This is a genomic window from Delftia sp. PE138 (genome assembly GCF_018320755.1).
Lineage (GTDB): Bacteria > Pseudomonadota > Gammaproteobacteria > Burkholderiales > Burkholderiaceae_C > Comamonas > Comamonas tsuruhatensis.
The window spans coordinates 327,347-353,847 of sequence record NZ_JABEPN010000006.1; the positions used below are offsets into that span (position 1 = coordinate 327,347).

At 67.9% G+C, this 26,501-nt stretch carries 22 protein-coding genes and 1 tRNA gene; 15 read left to right on the forward strand and 8 right to left on the reverse strand.

The annotated features are described in order from the left end of the window. The first annotated feature begins 42 nt into the window (after positions 1–42). From HFGMBDPB_RS21370 to HFGMBDPB_RS21400, 7 genes are all read left to right on the forward strand, one after another. A complete protein-coding gene (locus HFGMBDPB_RS21370) occupies positions 43–720 on the forward strand; it encodes a GntR family transcriptional regulator (protein WP_012204034.1) in 678 nt (225 codons plus the stop codon). Continuing rightward, positions 717–1,673, forward strand: a complete 957-nt coding sequence (gene puuE / locus HFGMBDPB_RS21375) for an allantoinase PuuE (protein ID WP_016452629.1) — start codon at positions 717–719, stop codon at positions 1,671–1,673. Before HFGMBDPB_RS21370 ends, puuE begins: the two co-directional genes overlap by 4 nt. 6 nt (positions 1,674–1,679) lie before the next feature. After that, the gene (gene uraD / locus HFGMBDPB_RS21380) at positions 1,680–3,455 is read left to right on the forward strand and encodes a 2-oxo-4-hydroxy-4-carboxy-5-ureidoimidazoline decarboxylase (protein WP_017406411.1); all 1,776 of its coding nucleotides are present in this window, start codon (positions 1,680–1,682) and stop codon (positions 3,453–3,455) included. Then, positions 3,452–4,744 carry a M20 family metallopeptidase gene (locus HFGMBDPB_RS21385; protein ID WP_016449789.1) on the forward strand — a complete coding sequence of 431 codons (1,293 nt, stop codon included), beginning with the start codon at positions 3,452–3,454 and terminating at the stop codon, positions 4,742–4,744. Before uraD ends, HFGMBDPB_RS21385 begins: the two co-directional genes overlap by 4 nt. 404 nt (positions 4,745–5,148) lie before the next feature. Further along, positions 5,149–6,636, forward strand: coding sequence for a nucleobase:cation symporter-2 family protein (locus HFGMBDPB_RS21390; protein ID WP_016449790.1), 1,488 nt, complete (start codon positions 5,149–5,151; stop codon positions 6,634–6,636). Positions 6,637–6,821: 185 nt separating this feature from the next. Next, positions 6,822–9,119, forward strand: coding sequence for an NADP-dependent malic enzyme (locus HFGMBDPB_RS21395; RefSeq protein ID WP_012204029.1), 2,298 nt, complete (start codon positions 6,822–6,824; stop codon positions 9,117–9,119). Between the two features lie 114 nt (positions 9,120–9,233). Beyond that, positions 9,234–9,321 (forward strand) — tRNA-Ser (locus HFGMBDPB_RS21400). A gap of 107 nt (positions 9,322–9,428) precedes the next feature. On the opposite strand, the gene HFGMBDPB_RS21405 is transcribed toward HFGMBDPB_RS21400, so the two are convergent. The 5 genes from HFGMBDPB_RS21405 to HFGMBDPB_RS21425 form a co-directional block, all read right to left on the reverse strand. Continuing rightward, positions 9,429–10,406: a VOC family protein gene (locus HFGMBDPB_RS21405; RefSeq protein WP_212646180.1), complete on the reverse strand. Its 978-nt coding sequence runs from the start codon at positions 10,404–10,406 to the stop codon at positions 9,429–9,431. A 76-nt stretch (positions 10,407–10,482) separates the two neighbouring features. Further along, positions 10,483–11,319 (reverse strand): fumarylacetoacetate hydrolase family protein, encoded by an 837-nt coding sequence (locus HFGMBDPB_RS21410; RefSeq protein WP_212646181.1) that lies wholly within the window; start codon positions 11,317–11,319, stop codon positions 10,483–10,485. A gap of 77 nt (positions 11,320–11,396) precedes the next feature. Continuing rightward, positions 11,397–12,521 carry a porin gene (locus tag HFGMBDPB_RS21415; RefSeq protein ID WP_212646182.1) on the reverse strand — a complete coding sequence of 375 codons (1,125 nt, stop codon included), beginning with the start codon at positions 12,519–12,521 and terminating at the stop codon, positions 11,397–11,399. 145 nt (positions 12,522–12,666) lie between these two features. After that, a complete protein-coding gene (locus tag HFGMBDPB_RS21420) occupies positions 12,667–14,355 on the reverse strand; it encodes an FAD-dependent monooxygenase (RefSeq protein WP_212646183.1) in 1,689 nt (562 codons plus the stop codon). Positions 14,356–14,371: 16 nt separating this feature from the next. Further along, positions 14,372–15,340 (reverse strand): Bug family tripartite tricarboxylate transporter substrate binding protein, encoded by a 969-nt coding sequence (locus HFGMBDPB_RS21425; RefSeq protein WP_047325902.1) that lies wholly within the window; start codon positions 15,338–15,340, stop codon positions 14,372–14,374. A 226-nt stretch (positions 15,341–15,566) separates the two neighbouring features. On the opposite strand from HFGMBDPB_RS21425, the gene HFGMBDPB_RS21430 reads away from it, so the two are divergent. Then, positions 15,567–16,484, forward strand: coding sequence for a LysR substrate-binding domain-containing protein (locus HFGMBDPB_RS21430; RefSeq protein WP_046238921.1), 918 nt, complete (start codon positions 15,567–15,569; stop codon positions 16,482–16,484). Positions 16,485–16,675: 191 nt separating this feature from the next. Further along, on the forward strand, positions 16,676–18,208 hold the full coding sequence (locus HFGMBDPB_RS21435; RefSeq protein WP_249343594.1) for an ArnT family glycosyltransferase: 1,533 nt from the start codon (positions 16,676–16,678) through the stop codon (positions 18,206–18,208). Positions 18,209–18,232: 24 nt separating this feature from the next. On the opposite strand, the gene HFGMBDPB_RS21440 is transcribed toward HFGMBDPB_RS21435, so the two are convergent. Continuing rightward, the gene (locus HFGMBDPB_RS21440; protein WP_016452638.1) at positions 18,233–18,760 is read right to left on the reverse strand and encodes a hypothetical protein; all 528 of its coding nucleotides are present in this window, start codon (positions 18,758–18,760) and stop codon (positions 18,233–18,235) included. Between the two features lie 21 nt (positions 18,761–18,781). After that, positions 18,782–19,126 carry a hypothetical protein gene (locus HFGMBDPB_RS21445; protein WP_212646184.1) on the reverse strand — a complete coding sequence of 115 codons (345 nt, stop codon included), beginning with the start codon at positions 19,124–19,126 and terminating at the stop codon, positions 18,782–18,784. A 158-nt stretch (positions 19,127–19,284) separates the two neighbouring features. Here HFGMBDPB_RS21445 and HFGMBDPB_RS21450 point away from each other — a divergent pair, with 158 nt between their 5' ends. Next, positions 19,285–19,833, forward strand: coding sequence for a hypothetical protein (locus tag HFGMBDPB_RS21450; protein WP_016452640.1), 549 nt, complete (start codon positions 19,285–19,287; stop codon positions 19,831–19,833). A 31-nt stretch (positions 19,834–19,864) separates the two neighbouring features. Here HFGMBDPB_RS21450 and HFGMBDPB_RS21455 read toward each other — a convergent pair whose 3' ends face one another. Then, a complete protein-coding gene (locus HFGMBDPB_RS21455; protein WP_016449798.1) occupies positions 19,865–20,524 on the reverse strand; it encodes a TetR/AcrR family transcriptional regulator in 660 nt (219 codons plus the stop codon). A 60-nt stretch (positions 20,525–20,584) separates the two neighbouring features. Between HFGMBDPB_RS21455 and HFGMBDPB_RS21460 the strand changes: the two genes are divergently transcribed. The 5 genes from HFGMBDPB_RS21460 to HFGMBDPB_RS21480 all read left to right on the forward strand — a co-directional run bounded on the left by HFGMBDPB_RS21460 (position 20,585) and on the right by HFGMBDPB_RS21480 (position 26,499). Next, positions 20,585–21,793, forward strand: a complete 1,209-nt coding sequence (locus HFGMBDPB_RS21460) for an arabinose transporter (RefSeq protein ID WP_212646185.1) — start codon at positions 20,585–20,587, stop codon at positions 21,791–21,793. After that, positions 21,786–22,559: a siderophore-interacting protein gene (locus HFGMBDPB_RS21465; RefSeq protein WP_212646186.1), complete on the forward strand. Its 774-nt coding sequence runs from the start codon at positions 21,786–21,788 to the stop codon at positions 22,557–22,559. The genes HFGMBDPB_RS21460 and HFGMBDPB_RS21465 overlap by 8 nt, the downstream gene beginning before the upstream one ends. Before the next feature lie 137 nt (positions 22,560–22,696). Next, positions 22,697–24,133 (forward strand): amidase, encoded by a 1,437-nt coding sequence (locus tag HFGMBDPB_RS21470; RefSeq protein WP_212646187.1) that lies wholly within the window; start codon positions 22,697–22,699, stop codon positions 24,131–24,133. 16 nt (positions 24,134–24,149) lie between these two features. Continuing rightward, positions 24,150–25,025, forward strand: coding sequence for a polysaccharide deacetylase family protein (locus HFGMBDPB_RS21475; protein WP_016449802.1), 876 nt, complete (start codon positions 24,150–24,152; stop codon positions 25,023–25,025). A gap of 28 nt (positions 25,026–25,053) precedes the next feature. Next, a complete protein-coding gene (locus HFGMBDPB_RS21480) occupies positions 25,054–26,499 on the forward strand; it encodes an MFS transporter (RefSeq protein ID WP_212646188.1) in 1,446 nt (481 codons plus the stop codon). Positions 26,500–26,501 lie beyond the last annotated feature (2 nt).

Genomic DNA, 26,501 nt, shown 5'->3' on the forward strand with positions numbered 1-26,501 from the left:
AAACTGTATACAACTCTTGTGGCCAGCCGCTATGATGGCCGGATGGAGACTTCCACCACCAGTTTCATTGTCGAGAGCCTGACCCGGGCCATCGTCGAACACCGTCTTCTGCCCGGCACCAAGCTGGCCGAGCAGAAATTGGCAGACCATTTCGGCGTCTCGCGCACCCTGGTGCGCCAGGCGCTGTTCCAGCTGTCGCAAAACCGCCTGATCCGGCTCGAACCCGCGCGCGGGGCCTTCGTAGCCACGCCCTCGGTGGACGAGGCGCGCCAGGTCTTCGCCGTGCGCCGCATGCTCGAGGCCGAGATGGTGCGCGCCTTCATCGCCCAGAGCACGCCGGCCAAGATCCGCGCGCTGCGGCAGCACGTGGCGGCCGAGAAAAAGGCCATGGACGGCAACGACGTCGGCCAGCGCACCGAGCTGCTGGGCGACTTCCACGTGCGCATGGCCGAACTCATGGGCAACGAGGTGCTGGCCCAGCTGCTGGGCGAGCTGATCTCGCGCTGCGCGCTGATCACGCTGATGTACCAGTCCAGCACGGCCGCCGAGCATTCCCATGACGAGCATGCCGAAATCGTCACTGCCCTGGCCGGCGGCGACGCCGACCACGCCGTGCAGCTCATGCAGCAGCACCTGGACCACGTGGAAGCCGGCCTGACCTTCGACCGCGACATGCCGACCAGCGATCTTTCGATGGCCCTTTCCTCCGTATCCGCATGACCTACGACGCCACTGCCCCCTATCCCCGCGACCTGATCGGCTACGGTCGCACGCCCCCGCACGCCCGCTGGCCCGGCCAGGCCCGCGTGGCCGTGCAGTTCGTCCTCAACTACGAAGAGGGCGGCGAGAACTGCGTGCTGCATGGCGATGCCGCCAGCGAGCAGTTCCTGTCCGAAATGTTCAATCCGGCCGCCTACCCCGAGCGCCACATGAGCATGGAAGGCATCTACGAGTACGGCTCGCGCGCCGGTGTCTGGCGCATCCTGCGCGAGTTCGAGAAGCGCGGCCTGCCGCTGACCGTGTTCGGTGTGGCCACGGCCCTGCAAAAGCACCGCGAACTGGCCGCCGCCTTCCACGAGCTGGGCCATGAAGTGGCCTGCCACGGCCTCAAGTGGATCCACTACCAGAACATTCCCGCCGAGGTCGAGCGCGAGCACATGCGCCAGTGCATGGAGATCTTCGGCGAGCTGTATGGTCACGATGGCGACCACGGCCTGGGCTGGTACACGGGCCGCGACAGCCCCAACACCCACCGCCTGGTGGCCGACGACGGCCGCTTCGCCTATGACAGCGACTACTACGGCGACGACCTGCCCTTCTGGATGAAGGTCGGCAAGAGCGACGGCAGCACCCGCAGCCAGCTCATCGTGCCCTACACGCTGGACTGCAACGACATGCGCTTCGCCCTGCCCCAGGGCTACTCGCACGCCGACCCGTTCTTCCAATACCTGAAGGACACGTTCGACGCCCTCTACGCCGAGGGCGATCCGGCCGGCGATGACTCCCCCAAGATGATGAGCATTGGCATGCACTGCCGCCTGCTGGGCCGCCCCGGCCGCATCACGGCACTGCAGCGCTTTCTGGACCACATCCAGCGGCACGACAAGGTCTGGGTCTGCCGCCGCATCGACCTCGCGCGCCACTGGGCGCACCACCATCCCGACAAGGAATAACGCAGCATGGCTCTGACGCTGGAACAACTCAATGCCGCCGACTTGGCCACCGCCACCGGTCTGCTCGACGGCCTGTACGAACACTCGCCCTGGATTGCCGAGGCCGCGCTGGCCCAGCGCCCCTTCCGCTCGCTGGCACAGATCAAGTACGCCATGGCCCAGGTGCTGGACAAGGCGCCGGTGCAGGCCAAGCTCGACCTGATCCGCGCCCACCCGGAGCTGGCCGGCAAGGCCATGGAGACCAACACGCTCACGGCCGAATCCACCAACGAGCAGAACAAGGCCGGCCTGACCCGCTGCACGCCCGAGGAGCTGGAGCACATCCGCAAGCTCAACGCCGAGTACGGCAAGCGCTTCGGCTTTCCCTTCATCCTGGCCGTGCGCGGTCCGCGCGGCGCGGGCCTGGCCAAGGCCGAGATCATCGAGACCTTCGAGCGCCGCCTGCACAACCACCCCGACTTCGAGCTGGGCGAGGCGCTGCGCAACATCCACCGCATTGCCGAAATCCGCCTGAACGACAAGTTCGGCTACACGCCCGAGCTGGGCAACGATGTCTGGGACTGGCAGGAAAAGCTGGCCCAGCACAGCGACCCGGGGTATGCCGAAAAGGGCCAGCTCACCGTCACCTACCTCACCGATGCCCACCGCGCCTGCGCCCAGCGCATCAGCCACTGGATGCGCGACTGCGGCTTCGACGAGGTAGAGATCGACGCCGTGGGCAACGTCGTGGGCCGCTACAAGGCGGCCACCGACGATGCCAAGACCCTGCTGACCGGCAGCCACTACGACACCGTGCGCAACGGCGGCAAGTACGACGGCCGCCTGGGCATCTTCGTGCCCATGGCCTGCGTGCGCGAGCTGCACCGCCAGGGCAGGCGCCTGCCGTTCCACATCGAGGTCGTGGGCTTTGCGGAAGAGGAGGGCCAGCGCTACAAGGCCACCTTCCTGGGCTCGGGCGCGCTGATCGGCGACTTCAAGCAGGAATGGCTGGAGCAAAAGGATGCCGACGGCATCACCCTGCGCGAGGCCATGCAGCATGCCGGCCTGTGCATTGACGACATTCCGAAGCTGCAGCGCGATCCGGCCCGCTACCTGGGCTTCATCGAGGTGCACATCGAACAGGGCCCGGTGCTCAACGAGCTGGACATCCCGCTGGGCATCGTCACCTCCATCAACGGCAGCGCGCGCTACATCTGCGAGATGATCGGCATGGCCAGCCACGCCGGCACCACGCCCATGGACCGCCGCCGCGATGCCGCCTGCGGCGTGGCCGAGCTGGCGCTGTACATCGAAAAGCGCGCCGCGCGCGACGGCACCTCGGTGGCCACCATGGGCCAGCTCAATGTGCCCAGCGGCTCGGTCAACGTGGTTCCCGGCCGCTGCCAGTTCAGCCTGGACCTGCGCGCGCCCACCAACGAGCAGCGCGACGCCATGGTGGCCGACATCCTGGCCGAGATCGAGGCCATCGCCCAGCGCCGTGGCCTGCGCTACAGCACCGAGCTGGCCATGAAGGCCGCCGCCGCTCCCAGCGCCCCCGAATGGCAGCAGCGCTGGGAAGCCGCCGTGGACGCCCTGGGCGTGCCCCTGTACCGCATGCCCAGCGGCGCCGGCCACGACGCCATGAAGCTGCATGAAATCATGCCCCAGGCCATGCTGTTCGTACGCGGCCTGAACGCCGGCATCAGCCACAACCCGCTGGAAAGCTCCACCGCCGACGACATGCAACTGTCCGTCGATGCCTTCTCCCACGTACTGAACCAACTGGCCCAAGAGCAGCAATGACCAACATGAACCAAGACAAGCAAGCCACCTACGCCGCCCTGGACGCCTGGATCGACCAGCATTTCGATGAAGAGGTGCAATTCCTGCAGGCCCTGGTCCAGGTTCCGACCGACACCCCGCCCGGCAACAACGCCCCCCACGCCGAGCGCACGGCCGAGCTGCTCAAGACCTTCGGCTACGAGGCCGAGAAGCACACCGTGCCCGAGGCCGAGGTCAAGGCCTACGGCATGGAATCCATCACCAACCTGATCGTGCGCCGTCCCTATGGCAGCGCAGGTGACGCCGGCGGCGGCCTGACCATTGCGCTGAACGCCCACGGCGACGTGGTGCCGCCCGGCGAGGGCTGGACCCAGGACCCCTATGGCGCCGCCATCGAGGACGGCAAGCTCTACGGCCGCGCCGCCGCCGTGAGCAAGAGCGACTTCGCCACCTTCACCTACGCCGTGCGTGCGCTCGAAGCCGTGGCCAAGCCCTCCAAGGGCGCGGTGGAACTGCACTTCACCTACGACGAGGAATTCGGCGGCATTCTGGGCCCCGGCTGGCTGCTGGCCAACAACCTCACCCAACCCGACCTGATGGTCGCGGCCGGCTTCAGCTACGAAGTCGTCACCGCCCATAACGGCTGCCTGCAGATGGAAGTGACCGTGCAGGGCAAGATGGCCCATGCCGCCGTGCCCCACACCGGCGTGGACGCGCTGCAGGCCGCCGTGGTGCTGATGAACGCGCTGTACGCCGAGAACACCAAGTACCAGCAGGTGACCTCCAAGGTGCCGGGCATCAAGCACCCCTACCTGAACATCGGCCGCATCGAAGGCGGCACCAACACCAACGTGGTGCCCGGCAAGGTCGTGCTCAAGATCGACCGCCGCATGATCCCCGAGGAGAACCCCGCCGAGGTCGAGGCCAGCATCCGCGCCGTCATTGCCCAGGCCATTGCCGACTTCAACGCCAAGGGCGGCTACACGGGCGAGGATGCCGTGCGCGTGGACATCAAGCGCCTGCTGCTGGCCAATGCCATGACGCCGCTGGCCGGCAACAAGCCCCTGGTGGACGCCATCCAGGCCCATGGCGAAGCCGTGTTCGGCGAAAAGCCCCCAGCCGTGGGCACGCCGCTGTACACCGACGTGCGCCTGTATGTGGAGCGCGGCATTCCCGGCGTGATCTACGGCGCCGGCCCGCGCACCGTGCTGGAATCCCACGCCAAGCGCGCCGACGAGCGCCTGGTGCTGGAGGACCTGCGCCGCGCCACCAAGGTCATCGCGCGCATGCTGTGCGACCTGACCGCCTGACCGCCTGACGGCCCGCATCAAGGCCTGACCCCCAAGCCCGGCGCCGCCGGGCTTTTTTGCGTCCGGGCACCGCATCGGGGCGCGTGCACCTCCGCAGCCCATGCCGTGCACCCGAGCCGCGCCCGAACCACGCCCGAGCCGCGCCACAGCGGCCGCCAGGCACCAGCACGGTGCCTGTTGCTTGCTTGGCGCTTGCCTGGCGGCTGGCATCCATCTTGCAATGCACCATGGCACTCCCGCCCTGGCAGGCGATGCGCACCAAAACGGGTTGGCGCGACTGCCGCAACAGGGTTTACCGGGAGCAGAAATTTCCCATGATCTGTATACACTTTTTGTATGGATGTTGGTGCCAAACCCTGTCACGCCGGCGTCCGTTCCCATAAATCCCGAGGAGACAAATCCCCATGCAATCTTCCGTTCATCCCGTCGATGAGATGCTGCCCGCAGGCAAGCTCACGGCGCTGGGCCTGCAGCACGTTCTCGTGATGTATGCGGGCGCCGTGGCCGTGCCCCTGATCGTCGGCCGCGCACTCAACCTGCCGCCCGAGCAGGTGGCCCACCTGATCTCGGCCGACCTGTTTTGCTGCGGCCTGATCACGCTGATCCAGGCCATGGGCGCGACCCAGTGGTTCGGCATCAAGCTGCCCGTGATGATGGGCGTGACCTTCGCCAGCGTGGCGCCCATGGTGTCCATGGCGCAGACCACGGGCGGTTCGGCGGGGGCGGGGCTGATCTTCGGCTCGGTGATCGGGGCGGGGATCGTATCCATCCTCATCGCCCCGCTGATCAGCCGCATGCTGCGCTTTTTCCCGCCCGTGGTGACCGGCACCATCATTGCCGTCATCGGCATCAGCCTGATGCGCGTGGGCGTGAACTGGATCTTCGGCAACCCCGTCGGCCCCACCGCGCCCAGCGTGCCCAACCCCGAGCACCTGAAATGGCTGGCCGACGCCCAGGCCACGGCCGGCGCGCCAGGCTCCTCGCTGCCGCCCGTGCCCAAGGGCTTCGCGGTCGTGCCCACCATTCCCAACCCCAAGTACGGCGACCTGACCGGCGTGGGCATCTCGGCCATCGTGCTGCTGTCCATCCTGCTGATCGCGCGCTTTGCCAAGGGCTTCCTGGCCAACGTCTCGGTGCTCATGGGCATCCTGATCGGCGGCGTGCTGTCCGTGGCCATGGGCCTGATGGACTTCAGCAAGGTCGCCAAGGCCGAATGGTTCACGATGGTGCTGCCCTTCGAAATCGCCACGCCGGTGTTCGACCCCATCCTCATCCTCACCATGAGCCTGGTGATGGTGGTGGTGATGATCGAGTCCACCGGCATGTTCCTGGCCCTGGGCGACATGACCGATCGCAAGATCAGCCAGGACGAGCTGACCCGCGGCCTGCGCACCGACGGCCTGGGCACGCTGATCGGCGGCATCTTCAACACCTTCCCCTACACCAGCTTCTCGCAGAACGTGGGCCTGGTCGCCGTCACCGGCGTCAAGAGCCGCTGGGTCTGCGTGGCCGGCGGCGTGATCCTGATCGTGTTGGGCGTGCTGCCCAAGATGGGCGCCCTGGTCGAGTCCCTGCCCACCGTGGTGCTGGGCGGTGCGGGCCTGGTGATGTTCGGCATGGTGGCCTCCACCGGCATCCGCATCCTGAGCAACGTGGATTTCCAGACCAACCGCAACAACGCCATGATCGTCGCCGTGTCCATCGGCGTGGGCATGATTCCGCTGGTGGCGCCGAATTTCCGCCAATGGATGCCCCACGGCATTCATCCGTTGATCGAATCCGGTATCCTGCTGGCCTCGATTACCGCGGTGGCATTGAACATTTTCTTCAACGGAGCCAGCAGCGACACCTCTGCTGCCGTCCGGGCCGCACGCCAGGCAGACGCCCACTGATGAAACAGTGCCCGCCCTGGCGGGCACGCCCAACAACCGCCCGGCCTACCCGCCGGGCCGTGCGCCCCCTGCCGTCCATAGGCGCCAGGGGGCTTGTTGTCGAAATCCCTGAGGCAAAACTGTCCTGACCCTCATAGGCTGTAGCTATCCGGTAAGCTCCGAGAGCATTTGCAGAGAATTCCTGTATGACCCAAAACCTGTCCAACGCCGAACAAGCCCTGCGCGACGCAGCCCGCGAATACCATCGCAGCCCCAACAAGGGCAAGATCTCCGTCACGCCCACCAAGCCCTTGTCCAACCAGCGCGACCTGTCGCTGGCCTATTCGCCCGGCGTGGCCTACCCCTGCCTGGACATCCAGGCCGACCCCTCGCTGGCCGCCGAATACACGGCGCGCGGCAACCTGGTCGGCGTCATCACCAACGGCACGGCCGTGCTGGGCCTGGGTGACATCGGCCCGCTGGCCGGCAAGCCGGTGATGGAAGGCAAGGGCTGTCTGTTCAAGAAGTTCGCCGGCGTCGACGTGTTCGACATCGAACTGGCCGAGCGCGATCCGGACAAGCTGATCGAGATCATCGCCTCGCTCGAACCCACGCTGGGCGGCATCAACCTCGAGGACATCAAGGCGCCCGAGTGCTTCTACATCGAGCAGGAGCTGTCCAAGCGCATGAACATCCCCGTGTTCCATGACGACCAGCACGGCACGGCCATCATCTCCAGCGCCGCCCTGCTCAACGGGCTGGAGCTGGTGGACAAGCAGATCGGCAACGTCAAGATCGCCGTCTCCGGCGCCGGCGCTGCTGCCATCGCCTGCGTGAACGTGATGGTGGGCCTGGGCGTCAAGCGCGAAAACGTCTTCATGTGCGACTCCAAGGGCGTGATCTACGAAGGCCGCCCCGGTGGCCTGGACGCCTCCAAGGCCCAGTACGCGCAAAAGACGGACGCCCGCACCCTGGCCGACGCCGTCAAGGATGCCGACGTCTTCCTGGGCTGCTCGGCTCCCGGCGTGCTCACTGCCGACATGGTCAAGACCATGGCCGACAAGCCCATCATCCTGGCCCTGGCCAACCCCGAACCCGAGATCCGCCCTGAGCTGGCCAAGGCCGTGCGCCCGGACTGCATCATGGCCACGGGCCGTTCTGACTACCCCAACCAGGTCAACAACGTCCTGTGCTTCCCCTACATCTTCCGTGGCGCGCTGGACTGCGGCGCCACCAAGATCACCGAAGCCATGAAGCTGGCCTGCGTGCGCGAAATCGCCGCACTGGCCAAGCAGGACGTCAGCGATGAAGTCGCCGCCGCCTACCAGGGCAAGGAGCTGAAGTTCGGCCCCGACTACCTGATCCCCACGCCCTTCGACACCCGCCTGATCCTGCGCATCGCGCCGGCCGTGGCCAAGGCCGCCGAAGAGTCCGGCGTTGCCACCCGCCCCATCGCCGACTACGACGCCTACCGCGAGAGCCTGACCCGCTTCGTCTACCAGACCAGCATGTTCATGCGTCCGGTGTTCGCCGCTGCCAAGGCCAACCAGCAGCGCGTGGCCTATGCCGAAGGCGAAGACGAGCGCGTGCTGCGCGCCGCCCAGGTGGCCGTCGATGACGGCCTGGCCAAGCCCATCCTGATCGGCCGCCCCGCCGTGATCGAGGCCCGCATCGCCAAGGCCGGCCTGCGCCTGGTGCTGGGCAAGGACGTGGAGATCTGCAACCCCGAGGACGATCCGCGCTTCCGCCAGTACTGGGAAACCTACCACCGCCTGATGGGCCGCAACGGCGTCACGCCCGAGACCGCCAAGGCCGCCGTGCGCCGCTCCAACACGCTGATCGCAGCGCTCATGGTCCACCTGGGCGATGCCGACGCCATGCTCTGCGGCCTGGTCGGCAAGTTCGACAGCCACCTGGCCCATGTGCGCGACGTGCTCGGCCTCAAGCAAGGCGCTGGCGAGTTCGCCACCGTCAACGCCGTGATGCTGGACAGCGGCACGCTGTTCATCGCCGACACCTACATCAACGAGGCGCCCAACGCCACCGAGCTGGCCGACATCGCCCGCCTGGCGGCCGAGGAAGTGGCCCGCTTCGGCCTGCCGCCCAAGGTGGCCTTCCTGTCGCACAGCAACTACGGCTCGTCCAGCCGCCCCTCGGCGCTGAAGATGCGCGCCGCGCGCGACCTGTTCGCCGCCGCCAACCCCGACGTGGAATGCGATGGCGAAATGCACGGCGACTCCGCCCTGTCCGAAGCCATCCGCGACCGCGCCCTGCTCGAGTCCTCGCTGCACGGCGAGGCCAACGTGCTGATCTGCCCCAACCTGGACGCCGCGAACATCCTGTTCAACGTGCTCAAGACCACGGGCGGCCACGGCACGACCATCGGCCCCATCCTGCTGGGCGGTGCTGCCGCAGCCCATGTGCTGACCCCCTCCGCCACCGTGCGCCGCGTGGTCAACATGACGGCCCTGGCCGCAGCCCAGGCCATCGCTGCCCGCGGCTGATCCGCTGCGCCCCCCGAAAGGCGCCCCTGCGAAGGGGCGCCTTTTTGATTGCGGGTCGTGCATCGGCACGCATCCCTCGGGACCCACGCAAGCCCGGCTAGAATACGGAGCTTCGGAGACTTGGGTGAGCGGTTTAAACCAGCAGTCTTGAAAACTGCCGACGGGCAACCGTCCGTGAGTTCGAATCTCACAGTCTCCGCCAGATCCTTGTATCAACCGACAGGCGGCCAAAGAGCCGGCCCTGTTGCACAGCGCCCCGATGCCGCAAGGCAGCGGGGCGTTCCTGCGTCTGGGGCATTGGCGGGCGCCTCAGCGTGGAGGCTCGTGGTTGGTGACGAAGTCGGCGGGCACGTCCGGCCCCCAGACGTAGAGCGAATCCTCGGGAGGATGGTCGGCCGCAGGCCACACCGCGCCCGCCTCGACAAAGTCGATGTCGCAGGAGTACTCGGCGAAGCTGCCCCAGGGATCGCGCACATAGCGAAAGAAGTTGGAGCCCAGCACATGCCTGCCCACGCCCCAGCCCTGCGCAAAGCCCGCCTCGGCCATCTGCCGGGCGCCGCTGCCCACGGCGTCGACAGACGGCACGCACCAGCTGCTGTGGTGCAGGCCGGGTCCATGCGATGCGGCCAGTGCCAGCAGGTGATGGTCGCTGCCGTGCGGACTGTGCAGGAAGGCGATGACCGAGCCCGAGCGGTCCGAGAGCCTGAGTCCCAGCACCTCGGTGTAGAACGCCAGCGCGGCATCCACGTCGGCGCAGAACAAAAGCACATGCGACAGGTGCAGCGGCCGGATCTGCGGCATGAGGCTGCGAGCCGGCGCGCGGCCGGCATTGCGGCAGGCCGGCGGCAGCACGTGCGGTGCGGGCGCCGACGGAGAGCTCTTGGCGGCTGCACGCAGCTGGATGGGCACCCCGTCGGGGCTGGCGATCCAGATACCGTCGGTCTGCGCACCGGCCGGCGCAGGAATGCGTGCGATCCCCGCGCCGTCGATCCGGTGCGAGAAGGCATCGAGATCGGCCGCATGGATGCCCAGGCTCAGCCACTGCAGCCTCTTGTGCGTTGCGGCCTCCAGCACCCGCGCCCAGCGGTGGGGATGCCCGTAGGTGTGCAGCGCCAGCGCGCCGTCGATGTCGCGTACCTCGAGCCCGAAACTGGCGTAGAAATACCGCGCCGCTTCGAGATCGGGCACGCTGAAGACGAACTCATCGATCGAGTGCACGGCCGGCTGCCCGGCCGCGCCGGACGGCGTTCCAGGTGTCGTTCCAGATGGCGTGGGAAGGCCGCTCATGGTGTCCCCTCCTTTGCATGTTCACTGTGCGAAGACCGGCGGGCAGCGCCACGCGGCCGGTGGGCGGGCGAGGCCATCACCGCACCCGCTGGAGCTGCCGCCCAAGAACCCCGCCGTCCAGCGACATGACATCGCCGGACTTCAGGAAGCGGGGCGGCTTCATGCCCAGGCCGACACCTGCCGGCGTGCCGGTGATGACAAGGTCGCCGGGCAGCAGCGTCATGAACTGGCTCAGATAGGACACGAGACAGGCCACCGGAAAAATCATGTCTGCCGTGCTGCTGCGCTGCATGACCTCGCCATTGACGGACAGCGTCAGTTCGATGGCCTGGGGGTCGGGCAGCTCGTCGGCCGTGACCAGCCACGGCCCGACCGGGCCGAAGCCATCGAAGCTCTTGCCCTTGCCCCACTGGCCGTTGCGCTTGATCTGCCAGTCACGCTCGGAGATGTCGTTGGCCAGCAGGTAGCCGGCCACATGCGCGAGCGCACCTTCCACGGGGATGTGGCTTGCGCGCGTGCCGATCACAAAGCCCAGTTCGATCTCCCAGTCGGTGGCAACCGACGCTTCGGGCAGGCGCACCTCGTCGTCCGGCCCGGCCAGCGATGAAAGCGCCTTGTGAAAGACCACGGGCTCCTTCGGAATGTCGAGACCCGACTCCTCGGCATGCCGCCGGTAGTTGAGCCCGATGGCAACGAACTGGCGCGTGCCGGCGACAGGGGGCCCCAGGCGGCTGCCTTGCGCCACCAGCGGCAACCGCTGCAGATCGACGGCGGCCAGCGCGGCCAGCCTGCCGGGCGCCATCCACTCGGGCGTGAAATCGGGCACCAGGTCCGACAGGTCGCGCGCCTGGCCTTGGGAATCGATGGCGCCGGGCTTCTCGCAGCCGCTGGCGCCGTGGCGTATCAGTTTCATGGTCTGTCTCCTGGGACGGGAAGTGGAAAGTGGGAAGGAAATGGATCGAGACGCGGACCCTGCATGCGGGTGGAGCCTCAGAAGCTATGCCGCACGCCGGCAGCGAAGCCGTTCTGCGAACGCCCGGGGGCGGGCGCGGCGCCTGGCGCCGCATTGCTGACCGACAGCGCAAGTGCTCCCTCGTTGGACAGATGCCCTGCGGTCGCATACAGCGTGGTGCGCTTGGACAGCGAATACCGGGCCCGCAGGGCAAAGAGCCGGGCCCCGTCGTCGCTTCGCCTGAAACGCAGATCCAAGGCCTGCGCATCGAGGGTCAGGGCCGGTGTGACGGCGACACTGGCGCCCAGGTACCAGAGATCGCTGCGTGGCGCGTCGGGACGGCCGTCGTTGTGGCGGGCAATGACCCCGGCGCCGAGCTTCCATGCCCCCCAGCGCACCCATCCCGCGGCGGTGGAGCGACGGTCCTTGCGCGCGCTGCTGGTCAGGCCTGCGAACGCGCCGGGGCCTCCACGGATTTCATCGACGGCCAGCGCGATGCCCCAGGCCTTGGCCTCGTACTTGAGCATTGCCGACCATTGCCGGCAGGCGCTGGAGTCGCCCTGCTGCTCGCCGGGGCAGTTGGTTCCCGCGGGACCGGGGCCCGCATTGACGGAATCACGGCCCAGGCTGTAGGTTGCGCCGACGGTGAAGCCGCCAAGGCCGGCGCGCCACGCAAGCGCGTTGTCCGCGCGCGCATTGGGCAGGTAGCTGTCCAGCGATGCCGCGCCGTAGGCATTCGGGCCGAGGATGTCCGCATCGAGCTGGGACCAGTACAGCATGGTGTACTGGCGCCCCAGTGTGAGGCTGCCCCAGTCGCCGGACAGGCCGACGAAGGCCTGGCGCCCCCAGGCGCGCCCGCCCTGGTTCAGCACGCCCGCGTCGAGCGCCAGGCCCTGCTCCATCGTGAACAGGGCACGCAGGCCGCCGCCCAGGTCCTCCGAGCCGCGCAGGCCGATGCGCGACGGCACGCTGCCGGTGAGGCCCGGCATGCGGTTCAGCGAAGCGCCTCCCTGGCCCACATCGGTCAGGTGCTCGACGGATGCATCGAGCAGGCCATAGAGCTTGACGCCCTGGGCCAGGGCGGGTGCCGAGGGCACGGCAGCGGCACCGGCCAGGCATAGCGCGGATAGCGCGGCGCGAACAGGAAAGGAGGGATGTGGCATGTTGTCTCCTGAAAGTGATGGATGTCGGCCAGGACGGCGAAAGCGCAGACTCAGGCGCAGGCCGGCGTCCCCCGGCCGGACTGGCCAGGGTCAGGAACGCGAAAGGCCGGACGGCCCGGGGGGCAGGCGGCCGGATGGGCCGGGGCTAGCCGGGCCCCACCGGCGGGGTGCGATGGCCCAGCGCCAGCGCCAGGACCTCGGTCGGCGGCGCCGCACCGTCGCCGCGCCAGGCGATGTGGTGGTCCGGGCGGATCAGGACGCGGTCGGCGCCATACAGCGCACGCGTCTGCCCGTCTTCGCTCCTCACCACATCCAGCCGGATGCCGTATTGCGCAGCAGCCTGCCTCCAGGGCTCCAGCCCGTCCGGGCCGTCCGGGCCGTCCGGGCCGTCCGGGCCGAATGCGAGCAGTGTGAAATCGCGTCCGAAGTCATCGAGCAGGGACCGGTCCGGCCCCGTTGCCACATGCGGAGCGCGCGTGCCGGGATAACCTCCAGGCAGGTAGCGGTTGGGCTCGTCCGGCGGGGGCTCGGCCAACTCCCGGGCGACGACGGGGCTGTCGGCATAGCGCAGGCCCAGTTGCAGCCCCGGGATGTTGAACTCGCGTGCCACATGCTCCGAAAGTGCCTGCCCGAGCGCATGGCGGGCGCTGTCGCCCTCGGGCCCCTCCTGCTCCACTGCGGCCGTGACCGGCAGGCATCCGATGCTGTCGGCCATGCTGCGTGCAAAACGGGTGTTGCGCTGGGCGATCGGCCGCCGCTCGGCCTCATAGCTGTCCAGCAGCGCCGGGCCGGCCGCCCCCTGGATGGCCGCCGCCAGCTTCCAGCCCAGGTTCACGACGTCGTCCACGCTGGTGTTGTAGCCCATGCCGCCCGTGGGCGTGAACAGGTGCGCCGCATCGCCGGCGATGAACATCCTGCCGTGCCGCAGGCGCTCGGCCACCAGGGCATAGCCCGCGTTCCAGGGGGTCAGCGCGATCAGCTCGTGCGCAAAAGGCCGGCCGACGACGGCCTGCAGCGCCTGCTGCGGATGGAAATCGGCAGGCTGGGTGCCTTGGGGCAGCTGCACGATCAGCACGAACCGGTCCACGCCGTCGATGGCGCACAGCAGGCCGCGCTGCCCGGGACCGACGGCCCAGTACTGCCAGGCCCTGGGCTTGCCGATCAGCCCATACAGACCGGGGGCCCGGAAGTAGATGGACATCATCGGGCCGCCCAGGAAGTCCCGCCGCTCGCTGCCATGGCCTGCGTAGACGACGCCCATGGCCTGGCGGACCAGGCTGCGCGGCCCGTCGCAGCCGACCACATAGGCGGCCTGCAGCAACTCGGTACGGCCCGTGTCCGGCTCGCGGCATTCGATCTGGACTGCGCAACCGGTGTCCTGCACCGCCTCGGCCCTCAGGCCAAAACGCAGCACGGCGCTGGCATGGCGTTCGGCCTGCGCCCTGAGCACGGGCTCGATGAACATCTGCTGCGCCCGATGCGGCAGCTCGGGCGTGGGCCAGGCCTGTTCCCCGTAGTCGCCATAGGCCGTGCCCGAGGCGGCCTCCTCGGCCGAGGGAATGCGAAAGCGCGCCAGCTCGGGCCCCGTGAGCCGCGTGCAATAGACGATGTCCTGGGGGTGCGAGGGCGGCAGGCCCAGCCTTCGTACCTGGTCGGCAAAGCCCCGGCGGCGGTAATGCTCCATGGTCCGGGACGAGGTGGCATTGGCCTTGGGCAGCGTCGGCGGCCCGCTGCGCTCCTCGATCAGCACGCACGGTATGTCCCTGCAGCCCAGCTCGATGGCCAGCATCAGCCCTGCGGGCCCTCCTCCGATGATCGCGACTTCGGTCTTCATGGCGTCTCCCCGGGGCTCAATCGACGGTCACCTTGACGCGGCGCAGCACTTGGGCATAGCGCTCGCGGTCGGCCTGCATGAGGTCGGCAACCTGCCTTGCGGGGCCGATGCTGGTGAAGAAGCCAAAACCGGCCAGGCGATCCCTGACGTCAGGCGCGGACAGGGCCCGGTTCACCGCCTCGTTGATGCGCTCGGCGACGGCCGGCGCCGTGCCCTTGGGCGCCATGAGCGCAACCCAGGTCAGCGCATCGATGCCGGCCGGGCCACCGGCCTCCTGCACGGTCGGCACATCGGGCAGCGCCGGGGAACGCTGGCTGTCCGCCACGGCAAGAAAGCGCAGCTTGCCGGCCTGCTGCAGGGGGCCGGACGTCGCAATGCTGCCGTAAGCCCAGTCCACCTCGCCCGTCGACACGGCGGCGTACAGCTGCGAAGTCTCCTTGTAGGGGACATGCATCATTTCGACACCCATGGCGGTCGCGGCCCGGGCCGCGCCCAGATGCAGCGGCCCGCCCACCGCATTGGAGCCATAGGTCATGCCGGGCCTGCGCCGCGCCGCCGCCATCAGTTCGGCCAGGCTGTGGAACGGGCTTTGCGCGCCGACCACGACGAAGAAGGCGGTCTTGTAGAGCAGCGCCACCGGCGTCAGCTCGCTTTGCGGGTCATAGGCCAGCTTGCGCAAGACCAGCGGATTGATGGACAAGTGGCCTACGTCCACCACCACCAGGTCGTTGCCCGTGGGCGGCGCGTTCTTCATCGCATTGATGGCCACCACGCCGGCCCCACCCGGCCTGGGGTCGACGACGACCGGCTGCCTCCATTGCGCCGAGAGCTTGTCGGCGACCAGCCGGGCCACCACGTCGGGGCCGCTGCCCGCGGGAAAGGCGCTGGTGATGCGCACCGTTCCGCCGGCGGCCGTCTGCGCGGCGACGGAGCCCGCCGCCAGGGTTGCCAGCGCACAGGCGCCGGCCCATTTCCTCATGCTCATGCTGCTTGTCTCCTATGGGTCGCCGGGCTGCGCCGACGTTATGGAGGGCATGCTAGGTCTGGCAGGCCGGCTGCGGCAGAGGGCAGAAACGCCTCAGCGATGCATGGCTGTTATCACTGGAGCGTTCCGCAGCGGCTCAGGCGCGGCGGAGCCCGCGTGCACGGCCCCTGCGGGAAATCCCCTGGCCTTGGCGCGCTCGGAAACGGGCATAAACACGCTCCGACCGATGCCCAAACTTCATCACCTTCGCAATTTCGTCGCCATTGCCCGGGCACGCAGCCTGCGCAGCGCCGCCCGCAGCCTGGGCCTGACCCAGCCGGCACTGACGCGCAGCGTGCGCGAGCTGGAAGCCGAGCTCGGCGTGGCGCTGTTCCAGCGCCATGCGCGCGGGGTATCGCTGACCGTGGCGGGAGAGCGATTCCTGCTGCGCGCGCAGGCCGCGCTCGAGGAACTGCGTCGCGGCAGCGAGGAGGCCGCCCAGGCGCGCGGCGAAATGCAGGGCCATGTCGCCGTCGCTCTGTCCAGCGCCCCCGTGCTGTCGCTGCTGGCCCGCGCCTATGCCCAGTTCCGGCGCGACTGGCCGGATGTGCACCTGCGTTTCGTCGAAGGCCTGTTCCCGGCCGTCGAGCCGGCGCTGCGCGACGGTCGGCTGGACTTCTATCTGGGCCCCCGGCCCGAGAGGCAATTGAGCGCCAGCTACCAGGTGGCCCTGGTTCACCGCAACGAGCGTGTCGTGCTGGCCCGCCGCGGCCATCCGCTGCGCACCGCCGGCAGCCTGCAGGCGTTGCTGGAGGCGGACTGGATCGTCACCGGCCTGCGCGAGCGCCGCGAGGAAGAATTCGAGGAGCAGTTCTCGGCGCTCGGCCTGCGCAGCCCGCGCGTGGTGACGGTCGCCGAATCGTTGATGGCCCTGCTGGCGCTGCTGGCCAGCAGCGACGCCCTCGCCTTCTTGCCGCGCCAGTGGGCCGATACGCCCCTCTTCAACGGTGTACTGGAGCCCATTGCCGTGCGCGAGAGCCTGATGGCACCCGACATCGTGCAGGTCACGCGTGCTGCGCTGCCTCTGACGCCCGCCGCGGAACGCCTGTCGATGCTGCTGCTGCGCGCGGCAGTCCACGACTTCGGCGAGCCGGCCGGCGCCTGAGCCGCGGCCGGCGTCTCCACAATATCTTCACACAATCTTTACATTGCATTGACCAGGCAGACATATTCTGCCGGACTCATAGCGCCTCGCGTAAGCCAAGAGTCCGTAGCCAACGCTGAAGCTCCCGTTCGACCGCCTTCCTGGGAATTTCCCCTGTGCCAGCGCACTTGTCATCGCCGCTGGCATTTCCTATGACCCATCCCGTCCCCTCACAAGCAGCGAGCACGATCACGCGAAGCGCTCCGCTGGCCATGCCCGCACCGTCGCTTTCCCTGGACATCAAGGTCCTCATTGGCCTCCTTCTCTTTACGGTGGTCTGGCTGCTGCAGATCGACAGCTCCAGCCTCACGGCACCCAAGGACAACCTCGAGCAGCTGACCTGGGTGCACAGCCTGGAATGGGGCTACTACAAGCATCCACCGCTGCCGACCTGGTTGTTCTCGGTGCCGGTCAATGTGTTCGGACTGTCTGCCCGCACCAGCTATGTGACGGGCGCGCTTTTCACGCTGGCCGGCCTGTTTGTCTTCTGGAAGCTGATGCAGACCTTGCGCGGCAGCCGCCATGCCACGCTGGCCCTGCTGGCGGCCCTGTGCATCACCTACTACAACGAGCGGCTGCACTTCTTCAACCATGAAGTGGTGCTGATGCCCTTCTTCGTGGCCAGTGCCCTGCTGGTGTGGCGTGCGGTGGGCAGCAGGCAACTGCACTGGTGGGCGACCCTGGGCTGCTGCCTGGGCCTGGGCGCACTGGCCAAGTACCAGATGATCCTGGCCGCCGTGGCCGTGTTCCTGTTCTGGATCGCTTGCGGAGCCTGGCGCGAGCGGGTCCATGTCATCGGCCTGGCACTGGCAGCTGCCATTTCGCTGGCCATCATCTCGCCGCACCTGTACTGGCTGTTCCTGAACGACTTCGGCCCCATCCGCTATGCCACCGAATCCTCGCTGGGCGCCAGCCTGGGCGGCGGCGCAAGACTGCTCAATACCTTGCACTGGCTGGCCGACCAGCTGTTCAACCGCGCATTGCTGGCCTGGGTGCTGCTGGGACTGGTGATGGCATTGCACCGCCGCAGCCGCCTTGCGCCGCAGGACACACCGCAGCGTCCCGGGACAGCCGATGCATCGCGGGCGCTGATCCTGTGCTTTGGCCTCACGCCCATCGTGCTGACCTGCGCCATCGGCATCTTTGCGGGCTCGTCGCTGCAGCTGCACTGGGGCACGCCCTTTCTGCTGCTGGCCGTTCCCGTCGCCATGGAGCTGGCCGGTGCCAGGCTGCAGCCGTCGCGCATATCGATCACCACCGCCATCAAGTGCTTCGTGGCGCTTCAACTGGCCTTGCTGCTCGTGGCCCAGATGACCTCGGCGCGCAGTGAATTGCGGCTTAACAGCCGGCACTGGAGAAACTTCGATTCAAAGGCCTTGAGCCAGGCGCTTGCCGAACCCGCGCGCGAGGCGCTGGGCGGCGATATCCGCGTGATCGCAGGCCCCACGGCCGAGGCCAAGGCCCTGGCCCTGAAGCTGCGCGAAAAGCCGCTGGTGCTGATCGATGGCCGCATGGACATCAGCCCCTGGATTTCCCAGCACATGGTGGATGCCTGCGGCGTGCTGCATCTGCAGCTGGCGGCATCGCAGCCGCCCGGCCACCAGCCGGTGGGCGAAGGCTTTCCCTCCCTTTACTGGCGTGTCACCCCGCCGGAGGAAGATGCGGGCAACTGCGTCCCAAGCTGAACAGGGTGATGGCTGGGCCGGGCACTAGCGAACCAGCGCGTGCCGCACATCGATGGCAAAGCCGCTCAAACCCTTGCCCGGGGCTTCGCCGTCTTCGACGTCCACATCGAACAACTGCCAGTGCGCTTGCCTGCCTTGCGGCAAAGGCAGACAGGAGATCTGCGGCCCCATGTCGATCATGGCTGCGATGTTGTTGACCGCCTGCACCTGTGCCGCTCGCACCAGGGGCATCAGCAAGTCGTCGGCAATGCCCAACGCGCGCAGGTGGCCCAGCGCCTGCTGCGCATCGCTGAGCAACGGGCCTTCGTTGACGTTCAGATCTCCTTGGTGCAACTGCTCCAGCCGGCGGCTGTCTCCGGCAGCCGATACCTCGCTGCACAACCCGTGAACCAGTGCCGCCATTGCCACGGCGGGCTCTCCGCGGCTTTCGCTCAGAGCCCATAGCACGGGCTCGGCCATACCCAGGGATTCGTAGTACGGAAAAAGCGCGTGCAGCTCGGGATGCTGTTCGAGCAAGTATTCGCTGTAAGTCTTCTTGGGCTTCTTGGACATGGGTGCGCTATGTGTTTCAAATCAAGGCTTGTTAATGTTCTGCTGTCTTGGCTGAATCACGGTCACATATCCAATGACCATTCCACCGATCAAGGCCATGGGCCAACCAAAAAGAAACACCACCACATAGGCCATGGATGCACCGCCGCCTGCATAGGGCGCGCATTCTTGTGCATTGGCCCACAGACTGAAAATCAGCACCGTTGCCGCAGAAACCAGGCAAGGCCAGGAACTGGGCCAGGCCAGCATGCCCAGCGGCACCAGCATCACGAGTGCATTGGCAAGCCAGAAACGGGTCAGACCTGCATGGCACCAGATCTGTGTGAACAGGGATTGAATGGGAAAGCTGGCAAGCAGGGCCAGCATGCCAAGCCGTCTGACCGCGTAATGGTGACGCAAAAATCCAGGCCTCATGTCACATTGCCTTGCTCGAGAAATGATGGGCAGAAAGAATACGCTGCTTGCGGGCCGCGCCTGTCGGCATTGCGTGATTGCACCCATTGTTGAGAACCACCACCGTGCCCATGAAATCCCCCTGCGAAGAACTCATCGACATGCTGGGCCAGCCCTATGGCGCCGGCAAAGTGGCCCAACTGCTTGGCCCACTGGGTGTCAAGCGAATGCCCAGGCCGTCGAGCCATTTTGATGACGACATCATCTGGTCCGCCAAGTCCTCGCTGCGCATCGATGTCTATCGTCCCCGGGCACTTTCCAGGCTGACGGGGAGAGACTGGGAGGATGGCGATGTCTGGCTCATTGGCTCCGTGCATTTTCTTGCGCCGGGGGCAGACAGCAGAATCCGGGCCGTATTTGCGGGCAGCCTGCCTTCGGGGCTGAGCATGCAATCCCCACCTGAAGCGCTGGTGGCGGTTTTTGGGCCGCCGCAAATGGAAGATGGGATCGAGCGACCGGGACATGGCGGACGTCTGCTGGCCTGGCGCAAGCCGCAGGTCAACATCGTGGCCGAGTATGCGGATGCCGGCGAAGCTGGCTCCATCACCAGCTTTGTGGTGTGCCTCATCGGCTGCATAGGCGCATGGCGCCACGACGATCCAGAGGTCTTCGCGCCCTGAGGACCTGGCGGCCAAACCGCTCCTTGCATCCTCAACCCAGGGCAGGCGCTCGCAGATACCCCATCAGCACCTGCACGATGCCATCCTCCAGGGCCTGGGGGGTGAACATGACAGGCGGATCGATGACGGCGGCATGCACCAGGGACTCCATGGTCTGCAGCAGCATCCAGGTGGCCAGGTCCAGATCGCGGTGGGCGAGCTGACTGCGGTGCAGCTCCAGGAGCTGGCGCACCTGGCGGAAGATGCCGCCGTCGGCCGCGCTTTGCTCGCGCGGCGCGTCGAAGAAGGGGAATTCCTTTTCCAGCACCCGGTGCAGATCGGGCTCGACCCGGTGCGCCGCCAGCAGCGCGCGGACCATGGCCTGCACATGGCCTTGCAGGCCCTGCGGCCGCTCTGCGGCAAGCACGGCGGCAATGGCCGCGTACATCTGCGCGGCGTGGCGCTCGTGCAAGGCCGTGATCAGCGAGTCCTTGTTGGGAAAGTACTGGTAGAGCGAACCCACGCTCACACCTGCGCGCTCGGCCACCAGATTGGTGTTGGTGGCGGCATAGCCGCGCTCGGCCAGAACGCGAGCCGCAGCTTCCAGAATGGCCTCGACGGTGGCAAGGGAACGCGCCTGCCGTGGCTGCTTGCGGGGCTGGGGCGGCTGGCGCTGCGCCGCCTGCGAATGCGAGTTTTCAATGCGAGCCATGGCTCATATTCTCCTGGACATGTGATCTGAGTTTTTACTCGCATTTGAAAGGGAATGCACATGTCTTCCGGAATTTCGCCATCTGCGGCCGCGTCGCCGCCGGTGAATGCATTCGCGCGGCTGCTGCCGCTGACGCTGGCGGTCTTCGTCAGCTTTCTCTGCCTGGGCATGCCCATGCCCGTGCTGCCCCTGCACCTGAGCCAGACCCTGGGACTGGGCACGCTGGGGGTGGGCACGGTGATGGGCTGCCAGTTCGCGGCCGCCCTGCTGTCGCGGGCCTGGGCCGGGTCGCTGGCCGACACGCGCGGCGCCAGGCAGGCCGTGGTGCTGGGCATGGCGCTGGCGGCCGTTTCGGGCCTGGCCTACCTGATGTCACGCGCCTTCGAGGGAGGGCCGGCCGCAGTCTGGGTGCTGGCCGCCGGCCGCGTGCTGCTGGGCTGCGCCGAGAGCCTGATCATCACCGGGGCCTTGAGCTGGGGCGTGGGCATGATCGGTCCGCAAAACGCCGGCAAGGTCATGGCCTGGGTGGGCATTGCCATGTACGGCGCCTATGCGGCGGGCGCGCCGGCCGGCGTGGCGGTGCAGGCGGCCTGGGGCTTCTCCGGCATTGCCGTGGCCACCATCGTGCTGCCGCTGGCCGCCCTGGCCATGGTCTGGGGCCTGCGCGCCACGCCGGCTGCGGCCCAGCGCCGCACGCCGTTCTACAAGGTGCTGGGCACGGTATGGCTTCCCGGCCTGGGGCTGGCCCTGTCCAGCGTGGGCTTTGGCGTGATCACGACCTTTGCAGCGCTGCTGTTCGCATCGCGGGGCTGGGGAGCGGCCTCGCTGGCCTTCACGGCCTTCGGCCTGGCCTTCATCGGCGCGCGCCTGCTCTTCGGCCATCTGCCGGACAAGCTGGGCGGCGTGCGGGTGGCACTGGCCAGCATTCCGCTGGAAGCCGCCGGTCTGCTGCTGATCTGGGGCGGGGGCGATGCGCCATGGGCCTATGCCGGCGCCGCGTTCACCGGCTTCGGCTACTCGCTGGCCTTCCCGGCCTTCGGCGTGGAAGCTGTCCGCCGGGCGCCTGCCCAGGCACGCGGCGCGGCCATGGGCGCCTATGTGGCCTTCTTCGACCTGTCCATGGGGCTGACGGCCCCTGCCGCCGGGCTGCTGGCCAGTGTCACGGGCGTCGGAGACGTGTATTTCGCCGCCGCCGTGAGCGTGGCGCTGTCCATCGCCGTGGCCTTGCTGCTGCGCTTGAACGCAGCCCGGGGAGCCACCCATGGCTGAGCCGATTCACATGCCTGCCGGCACGCAGCGCGCGCTGGGCACCGTGTTGAAGGTGCAATCCGTCACGCCGCGCATGCGCCGCATCACGCTGGGTGGCGAGCAGATCGCCGCCTTCTCGCGGGCGCCTGCCGTGGATGCGCCCGCCGCCTGGGTCAAGCTGTTCCTGCCCACGGGCGAGGGCCGGGCGTACACGCTGCGCAGCGTGGACCGCCAGGCCGGCACGCTGGACATTGACCTGGTACTGCATGGCGATGCGTTCAATGCCAAGCATGAGAACAGCACCTCCGCTGGCGGCGACGGCCCCGCCTCCCGCTGGGCAGCCCAGGCCCGCGTGGGCGAGCAGGTGGCCATTGCCGGCCCGCGCAGCGGCGGCTTCGCCCCGCCGGCCGGCACCGATTGGCTCATGCTGGCGGGCGATGGCTCGGCACTGCCGGCCATGCAATCGATCGCGGCAAGCCTGCTGTCCTCCGCGCGGGTGAAGGCCTACGTGGAAATCACCGATGACGGCGAATGCCAGCCCATGGACAGCGCTGCCCGCTGGCGCACCGAGTGGATCACCGCCGCGCCGGGCCAGCCTGGGCAGAGGCTGTGCCAGCGGCTGATGTACCGGCCGCTGCCGCCGGGCAACGGCTATCTGTGGATGGCGGGCGAGTCCGGCGCCATGCGTGCGCTGAAGCGGCATTTCCTGGACCGTGGCATCGCACCCGGCCAGCTGAGCGCCAAGGGCTACTGGAAGTGCGGCGAGGCGGACCACAAGGACCGCTAGAGCGGCGCAAGCGGCACAAAACGGCCTCCTTCACAGATCAACACAGAGCGCCTCATCCCCCGGGTAATCACCCGGACACGGGATGGAGGCGCTCACTAGAATTCAAAAATGAACTTTGACAACAACATTCAAATTCAATGAAAAACAGCGGCCTCCGGACAGCGCCTGCCTCGGCTTGCGAACTGCATGCAGCCTATGCGGCCGGCACGCTGACGCCCACGCAAGCCACCGAGCATTGCCTGCAAGCGGCCTGTGAAAGCCCGTCCGTGTTCACGCGCATCACTGCGGAGCGCGCGCTGGAAGAGGCCAGGCAATCCACGCAGCGCTGGCGTACGGGCCGCCCGCTCGGGCCGCTGGACGGCGTGCCCATCAGCTGGAAGGACCTGTTCGATGTGCGTGGCACGCCCACCACGGCGGCATCGGCCCTGCTTCGCTCTGCCCCGCCAGCCCCTGCCGATGCCCCCGTGGTGGCGCGGGCTGCGGCGGCCGGCATGGTCTGCCTGGGCAAGACCAACCTCAGCGAGTTCGCCTATTCGGGACTGGGCCTGAACCCCGGCTTCGGCACCCCCGCCAATCCCCGCCTGGGTGGGCGCGCACGGGCGCCTGGCGGCTCCTCCAGCGGCGCGGCCCTGGCCGTGGTGCAGGGCTGCGGGCCGCTGGCCATGGGAACGGACACGGCAGGATCGGTGCGCATTCCCGCAGCCTTCAACGGGCTGGTGGGCTTTCGTGCCAGCCGGGGGCGCTATCCCATGCAAGGGGTCTTTGCGCTGTCACCTTCCCTGGACACGCTGGGGCCGCTGGCCCTGGGCGTGGCCGACTGCATGGCCCTGGACCAGGTGCTGCGCAGCACCGTGCCTGCCGGCGATGCCGCTGCAGGCCCTGCCGTCCCAGGCCCTGTCATAGGCCTGCAGGGACAGGTGTTCGTCATCGACCCCGGCATGCTGGACGACGACCGCGTGCAGGCGCAGGTGCGCGACGCGATTGCAGCCGGCCTGGCCCTGCTGCAGCGGCAGGGCGCCCGCGTGCAGCGGCGCCGGCTGCAAAGCCTGGACACGGTGCAGACGCTGACGCAGCGCCATGGCTGGCTGGGCGCGCATGAGGCATTGGCCACGCACCGCGAGCGCCTGGATGCCCCGGAGCAGGCCGCGCGCATGGACCCGCGCGTGCGCAGCCGGCTGGAGGCCGCAAGGCATCTGGACCATGGCGGCTACCTGCAACTGCTGGCACGGCGCCAGCCATTGATGGAGCTGTTTGCGCAGGAGCTGGGCGGCGCCACCCTGGTGCTGCCCACGGTGGGCCATCCGGCGCCGCTGCTGCAGCCCCTGCTGGAAGACGACGCGCTGTTTGCCCAGACCAATCTCGCCACGCTGCGCCTGACCATGCCCGGCAGCTTCCTGGATGCGCCGGCCGTGGCCCTGCCCTGCGGCGCCCTGTGCCTGCAAGGCCCTGGCGCGAGCACCGAACGGCTTCCCATCGGCCTGCAGCTGATGCGCCCGCAGGGCGATGACGACCGGCTGCTGCGCATTGCCCTGGCCGTCGAACAGGCGCTTTCTTCCCTCAACCGTTCCCAGTGAAAAAGGAGTGCATGCAATGAGCAAGGACATACAGATCACGTTTGGCGTGGACGTCGATGCCGTCGGCGGCTGGCTCGGCTCGTATGGCGGGGAGGACTCGCCCGACGACATCTCGCGCGGCATGTTCGCGGGCGAGGTCGGCTCGCTGCGGCTGCTCAGGCTGTTCGACAAATACGGCCTCAAGACCACCTGGTTCATCCCGGGCCACTCTGCCGAGACCTTTCCCGAGCAGATGAAGGCCGTGGTGGACGCGGGCCATGAGATCGGCATCCACGGCTACAGCCACGAGAACCCGATTGCCATGACGCCCGAGCAGGAGGAAGCGGTGCTCGACCGCAGCATCGAGGTCATCACGCGGCTGGCCGGCCGCGCACCCACGGGCTATGTGGCGCCCTGGTGGGAGTTCAGCCCCGTCACCAACGAGCTGCTGCTCAAGAAAGGCATCAAGTACGACCACAGCCTGATGCACAACGACTTCCACCCGTACTACGTGCGCGTGGGCGACCAGTGGACCCGCATCGACTATAGCAAGCATCCCGACACCTGGATGAAGCCCCTGGTGCGCGGCAAGGAGACACGGCTGGTCGAGATCCCCGCCAACTGGTACCTGGACGACCTGCCGCCCATGATGTTCATCAAGAAGTCGCCCAACAGCCACGGCTTCGTCAACCCGCGCGACATAGAGCAGATGTGGCGCGACCAGTTCGACTGGGTCTACCGCGAGCACGACTACGCGGTCTTCCCCATCACCATCCACCCCGATGTCTCCGGCCGCCCCCAGGTGCTGCTGATGCTGGAGCGCCTGATCGAGCATTTCCAGTCGCACGACGGCGTGCGCTTCATGACGTGCGACCAGATCGCCGACGACTTCCTGCGCCGCCAGCCGCGTTGATGCCGCATCCCACCTCAGCGAGGACACCATGAATACCTCCGCCATTGCCTCCGACGCCCCAGGCGCAGGCCATCCGGCCCCGGCCGGGATCGATGCCCCCTGGACCGCGCCCACCGTGACGCGCAGGCAGGTCAGCTACGCCACCTGGGTCTGCTTTTTCGCCTGGGTCTTTGCCGTCTACGACTTCATCCTCTTCGGCACCCTGCTGCCGCAACTGGGCGAGCACTTCCGGTGGAGCGCCGAGCAGCAGGCGCGGCTGAACACCTGGGTGACGCTGGGCACGGTGATCGTGGCCTTCGGCATCGGCCCCATCGCCGACCGGCTGGGCCGGCGCAAGGGCATCATCATCGCCGTGGCGGGCGCCGCGCTGTGCTCGGGCCTGACGGCGCTGGCCGGCTGGGTGATCGGGCTGTCGGCGGGGCTGGGCTTCGTGCTGCTGATCGTGGTGCGCTCGCTGGCGGGCCTGGGCTATGCAGAGCAAAGCATCAACGCCACCTACCTGAGCGAGCTGTTCTCCCTGGTCTACACGGACCCGGCCTCCCTGCGCCGGCGCGGCTTCATCTACTCGCTGGTGCAAGGCGGCTGGCCCGTGGGCGCGGTGCTCACGGCCGTGCTGGTGGCCCTGCTGTATCCGCTGGGCGAGCGCTGGTTCGGCCAGGGCGGCGGCTGGGTGCTGTCCTTCGTGTTCGCCATGTTCCCCGCCCTGGTGATTGCCGTGCTGGGCCGCCGGCTGGTGGAAACGCCCCAGTTCCTGACCGCGCGGCGCGTTGCCGATCTGCGCCGTGCCGGACGCGAGGCAGAGGCCGCACGCCTGGCCCAGGCCCATGGCGCCCACCCGCAGCAAGCGCAGCACACCGGCCTGTCGGCCATGTTCCGGGGCGCCTCGCTGCGGCCCACGCTGTCGCTGGCCCTGGGCTTTTTCCTGAACTGGTTCGCCATCGTGATCTTCGCGGTGCTGGGCACCTCGGTGCTGGGCGGCGCCGGTGGCACGCCGGGCAAGGGCGTGGATTTCTCCAGCGCGCTGCAGGTGCTCATCATCTCCAATCTCGCGGGCTTCCTGGGCTATGTCTTCCATGGCTGGCTCGGTGACCGCATAGGCCGGCGCAACGCCGTGGCCATAGGCTGGATGCTGGGTGGCCTGGCCTTCGCGCTCATGCTGAACGCGCCCTCGGGCGACTTCTGGCGCATCGTGCCGCTGTACTCGCTGGGGCTGTTCTTCCTGATCGGCCCCTATGCAGCGGCCCTCTTCCTGATCGGCGAGAGCTTTCCCAGCCACATCCGTGCCACGGCCAGCTCCTTCGTCAACGCCATGGGCCAGGTGGGCGCCATCGCGGCAGGCTTTGGCGTGACCTGGACGCTGTCGCAGGGGGCGGACTGGGCACAGGCGGCGCTGTACTGGGGAGCCATTCCCTGCGCAGCCTCGGGACTGCTGATGTTCCTGGCACCCCATGTCGATCCCCAGACCGTGAAGTGAGG

What these genes read in the sequence shown, in the direction of transcription:
- HFGMBDPB_RS21455 (WP_016449798.1), bottom strand. Translation starts at nt 20,524, where the DNA reads ATGGCTCGCATTGAAAACTCGCATTCGCAGGCGGCGCAGCGCCAGCCG.
- HFGMBDPB_RS21420 (WP_212646183.1), bottom strand. Translation starts at nt 14,355, where the DNA reads ATGAAGACCGAAGTCGCGATCATCGGAGGAGGGCCCGCAGGGCTGATG.
- HFGMBDPB_RS21475 (WP_016449802.1), top strand. Translation starts at nt 24,150, where the DNA reads ATGAGCAAGGACATACAGATCACGTTTGGCGTGGACGTCGATGCCGTC.
- HFGMBDPB_RS21430 (WP_046238921.1), top strand. Translation starts at nt 15,567, where the DNA reads ATGCCCAAACTTCATCACCTTCGCAATTTCGTCGCCATTGCCCGGGCA.
- HFGMBDPB_RS21385 (WP_016449789.1), top strand. Translation starts at nt 3,452, where the DNA reads ATGACCAACATGAACCAAGACAAGCAAGCCACCTACGCCGCCCTGGAC.
- HFGMBDPB_RS21440 (WP_016452638.1), bottom strand. Translation starts at nt 18,760, where the DNA reads ATGTCCAAGAAGCCCAAGAAGACTTACAGCGAATACTTGCTCGAACAG.
- HFGMBDPB_RS21480 (WP_212646188.1), top strand. Translation starts at nt 25,054, where the DNA reads ATGAATACCTCCGCCATTGCCTCCGACGCCCCAGGCGCAGGCCATCCG.
- HFGMBDPB_RS21460 (WP_212646185.1), top strand. Translation starts at nt 20,585, where the DNA reads ATGTCTTCCGGAATTTCGCCATCTGCGGCCGCGTCGCCGCCGGTGAAT.
- HFGMBDPB_RS21450 (WP_016452640.1), top strand. Translation starts at nt 19,285, where the DNA reads ATGAAATCCCCCTGCGAAGAACTCATCGACATGCTGGGCCAGCCCTAT.
- HFGMBDPB_RS21390 (WP_016449790.1), top strand. Translation starts at nt 5,149, where the DNA reads ATGCAATCTTCCGTTCATCCCGTCGATGAGATGCTGCCCGCAGGCAAG.
- HFGMBDPB_RS21395 (WP_012204029.1), top strand. Translation starts at nt 6,822, where the DNA reads ATGACCCAAAACCTGTCCAACGCCGAACAAGCCCTGCGCGACGCAGCC.
- HFGMBDPB_RS21405 (WP_212646180.1), bottom strand. Translation starts at nt 10,406, where the DNA reads ATGAGCGGCCTTCCCACGCCATCTGGAACGACACCTGGAACGCCGTCC.
- uraD (WP_017406411.1), top strand. Translation starts at nt 1,680, where the DNA reads ATGGCTCTGACGCTGGAACAACTCAATGCCGCCGACTTGGCCACCGCC.
- HFGMBDPB_RS21465 (WP_212646186.1), top strand. Translation starts at nt 21,786, where the DNA reads ATGGCTGAGCCGATTCACATGCCTGCCGGCACGCAGCGCGCGCTGGGC.
- HFGMBDPB_RS21410 (WP_212646181.1), bottom strand. Translation starts at nt 11,319, where the DNA reads ATGAAACTGATACGCCACGGCGCCAGCGGCTGCGAGAAGCCCGGCGCC.
- HFGMBDPB_RS21445 (WP_212646184.1), bottom strand. Translation starts at nt 19,126, where the DNA reads ATGCTGGCCCTGCTTGCCAGCTTTCCCATTCAATCCCTGTTCACACAG.
- HFGMBDPB_RS21470 (WP_212646187.1), top strand. Translation starts at nt 22,697, where the DNA reads ATGAAAAACAGCGGCCTCCGGACAGCGCCTGCCTCGGCTTGCGAACTG.
- HFGMBDPB_RS21415 (WP_212646182.1), bottom strand. Translation starts at nt 12,521, where the DNA reads ATGCCACATCCCTCCTTTCCTGTTCGCGCCGCGCTATCCGCGCTATGC.
- puuE (WP_016452629.1), top strand. Translation starts at nt 717, where the DNA reads ATGACCTACGACGCCACTGCCCCCTATCCCCGCGACCTGATCGGCTAC.
- HFGMBDPB_RS21425 (WP_047325902.1), bottom strand. Translation starts at nt 15,340, where the DNA reads ATGAGCATGAGGAAATGGGCCGGCGCCTGTGCGCTGGCAACCCTGGCG.
- HFGMBDPB_RS21435 (WP_249343594.1), top strand. Translation starts at nt 16,676, where the DNA reads ATGACCCATCCCGTCCCCTCACAAGCAGCGAGCACGATCACGCGAAGC.
- HFGMBDPB_RS21370 (WP_012204034.1), top strand. Translation starts at nt 43, where the DNA reads ATGGAGACTTCCACCACCAGTTTCATTGTCGAGAGCCTGACCCGGGCC.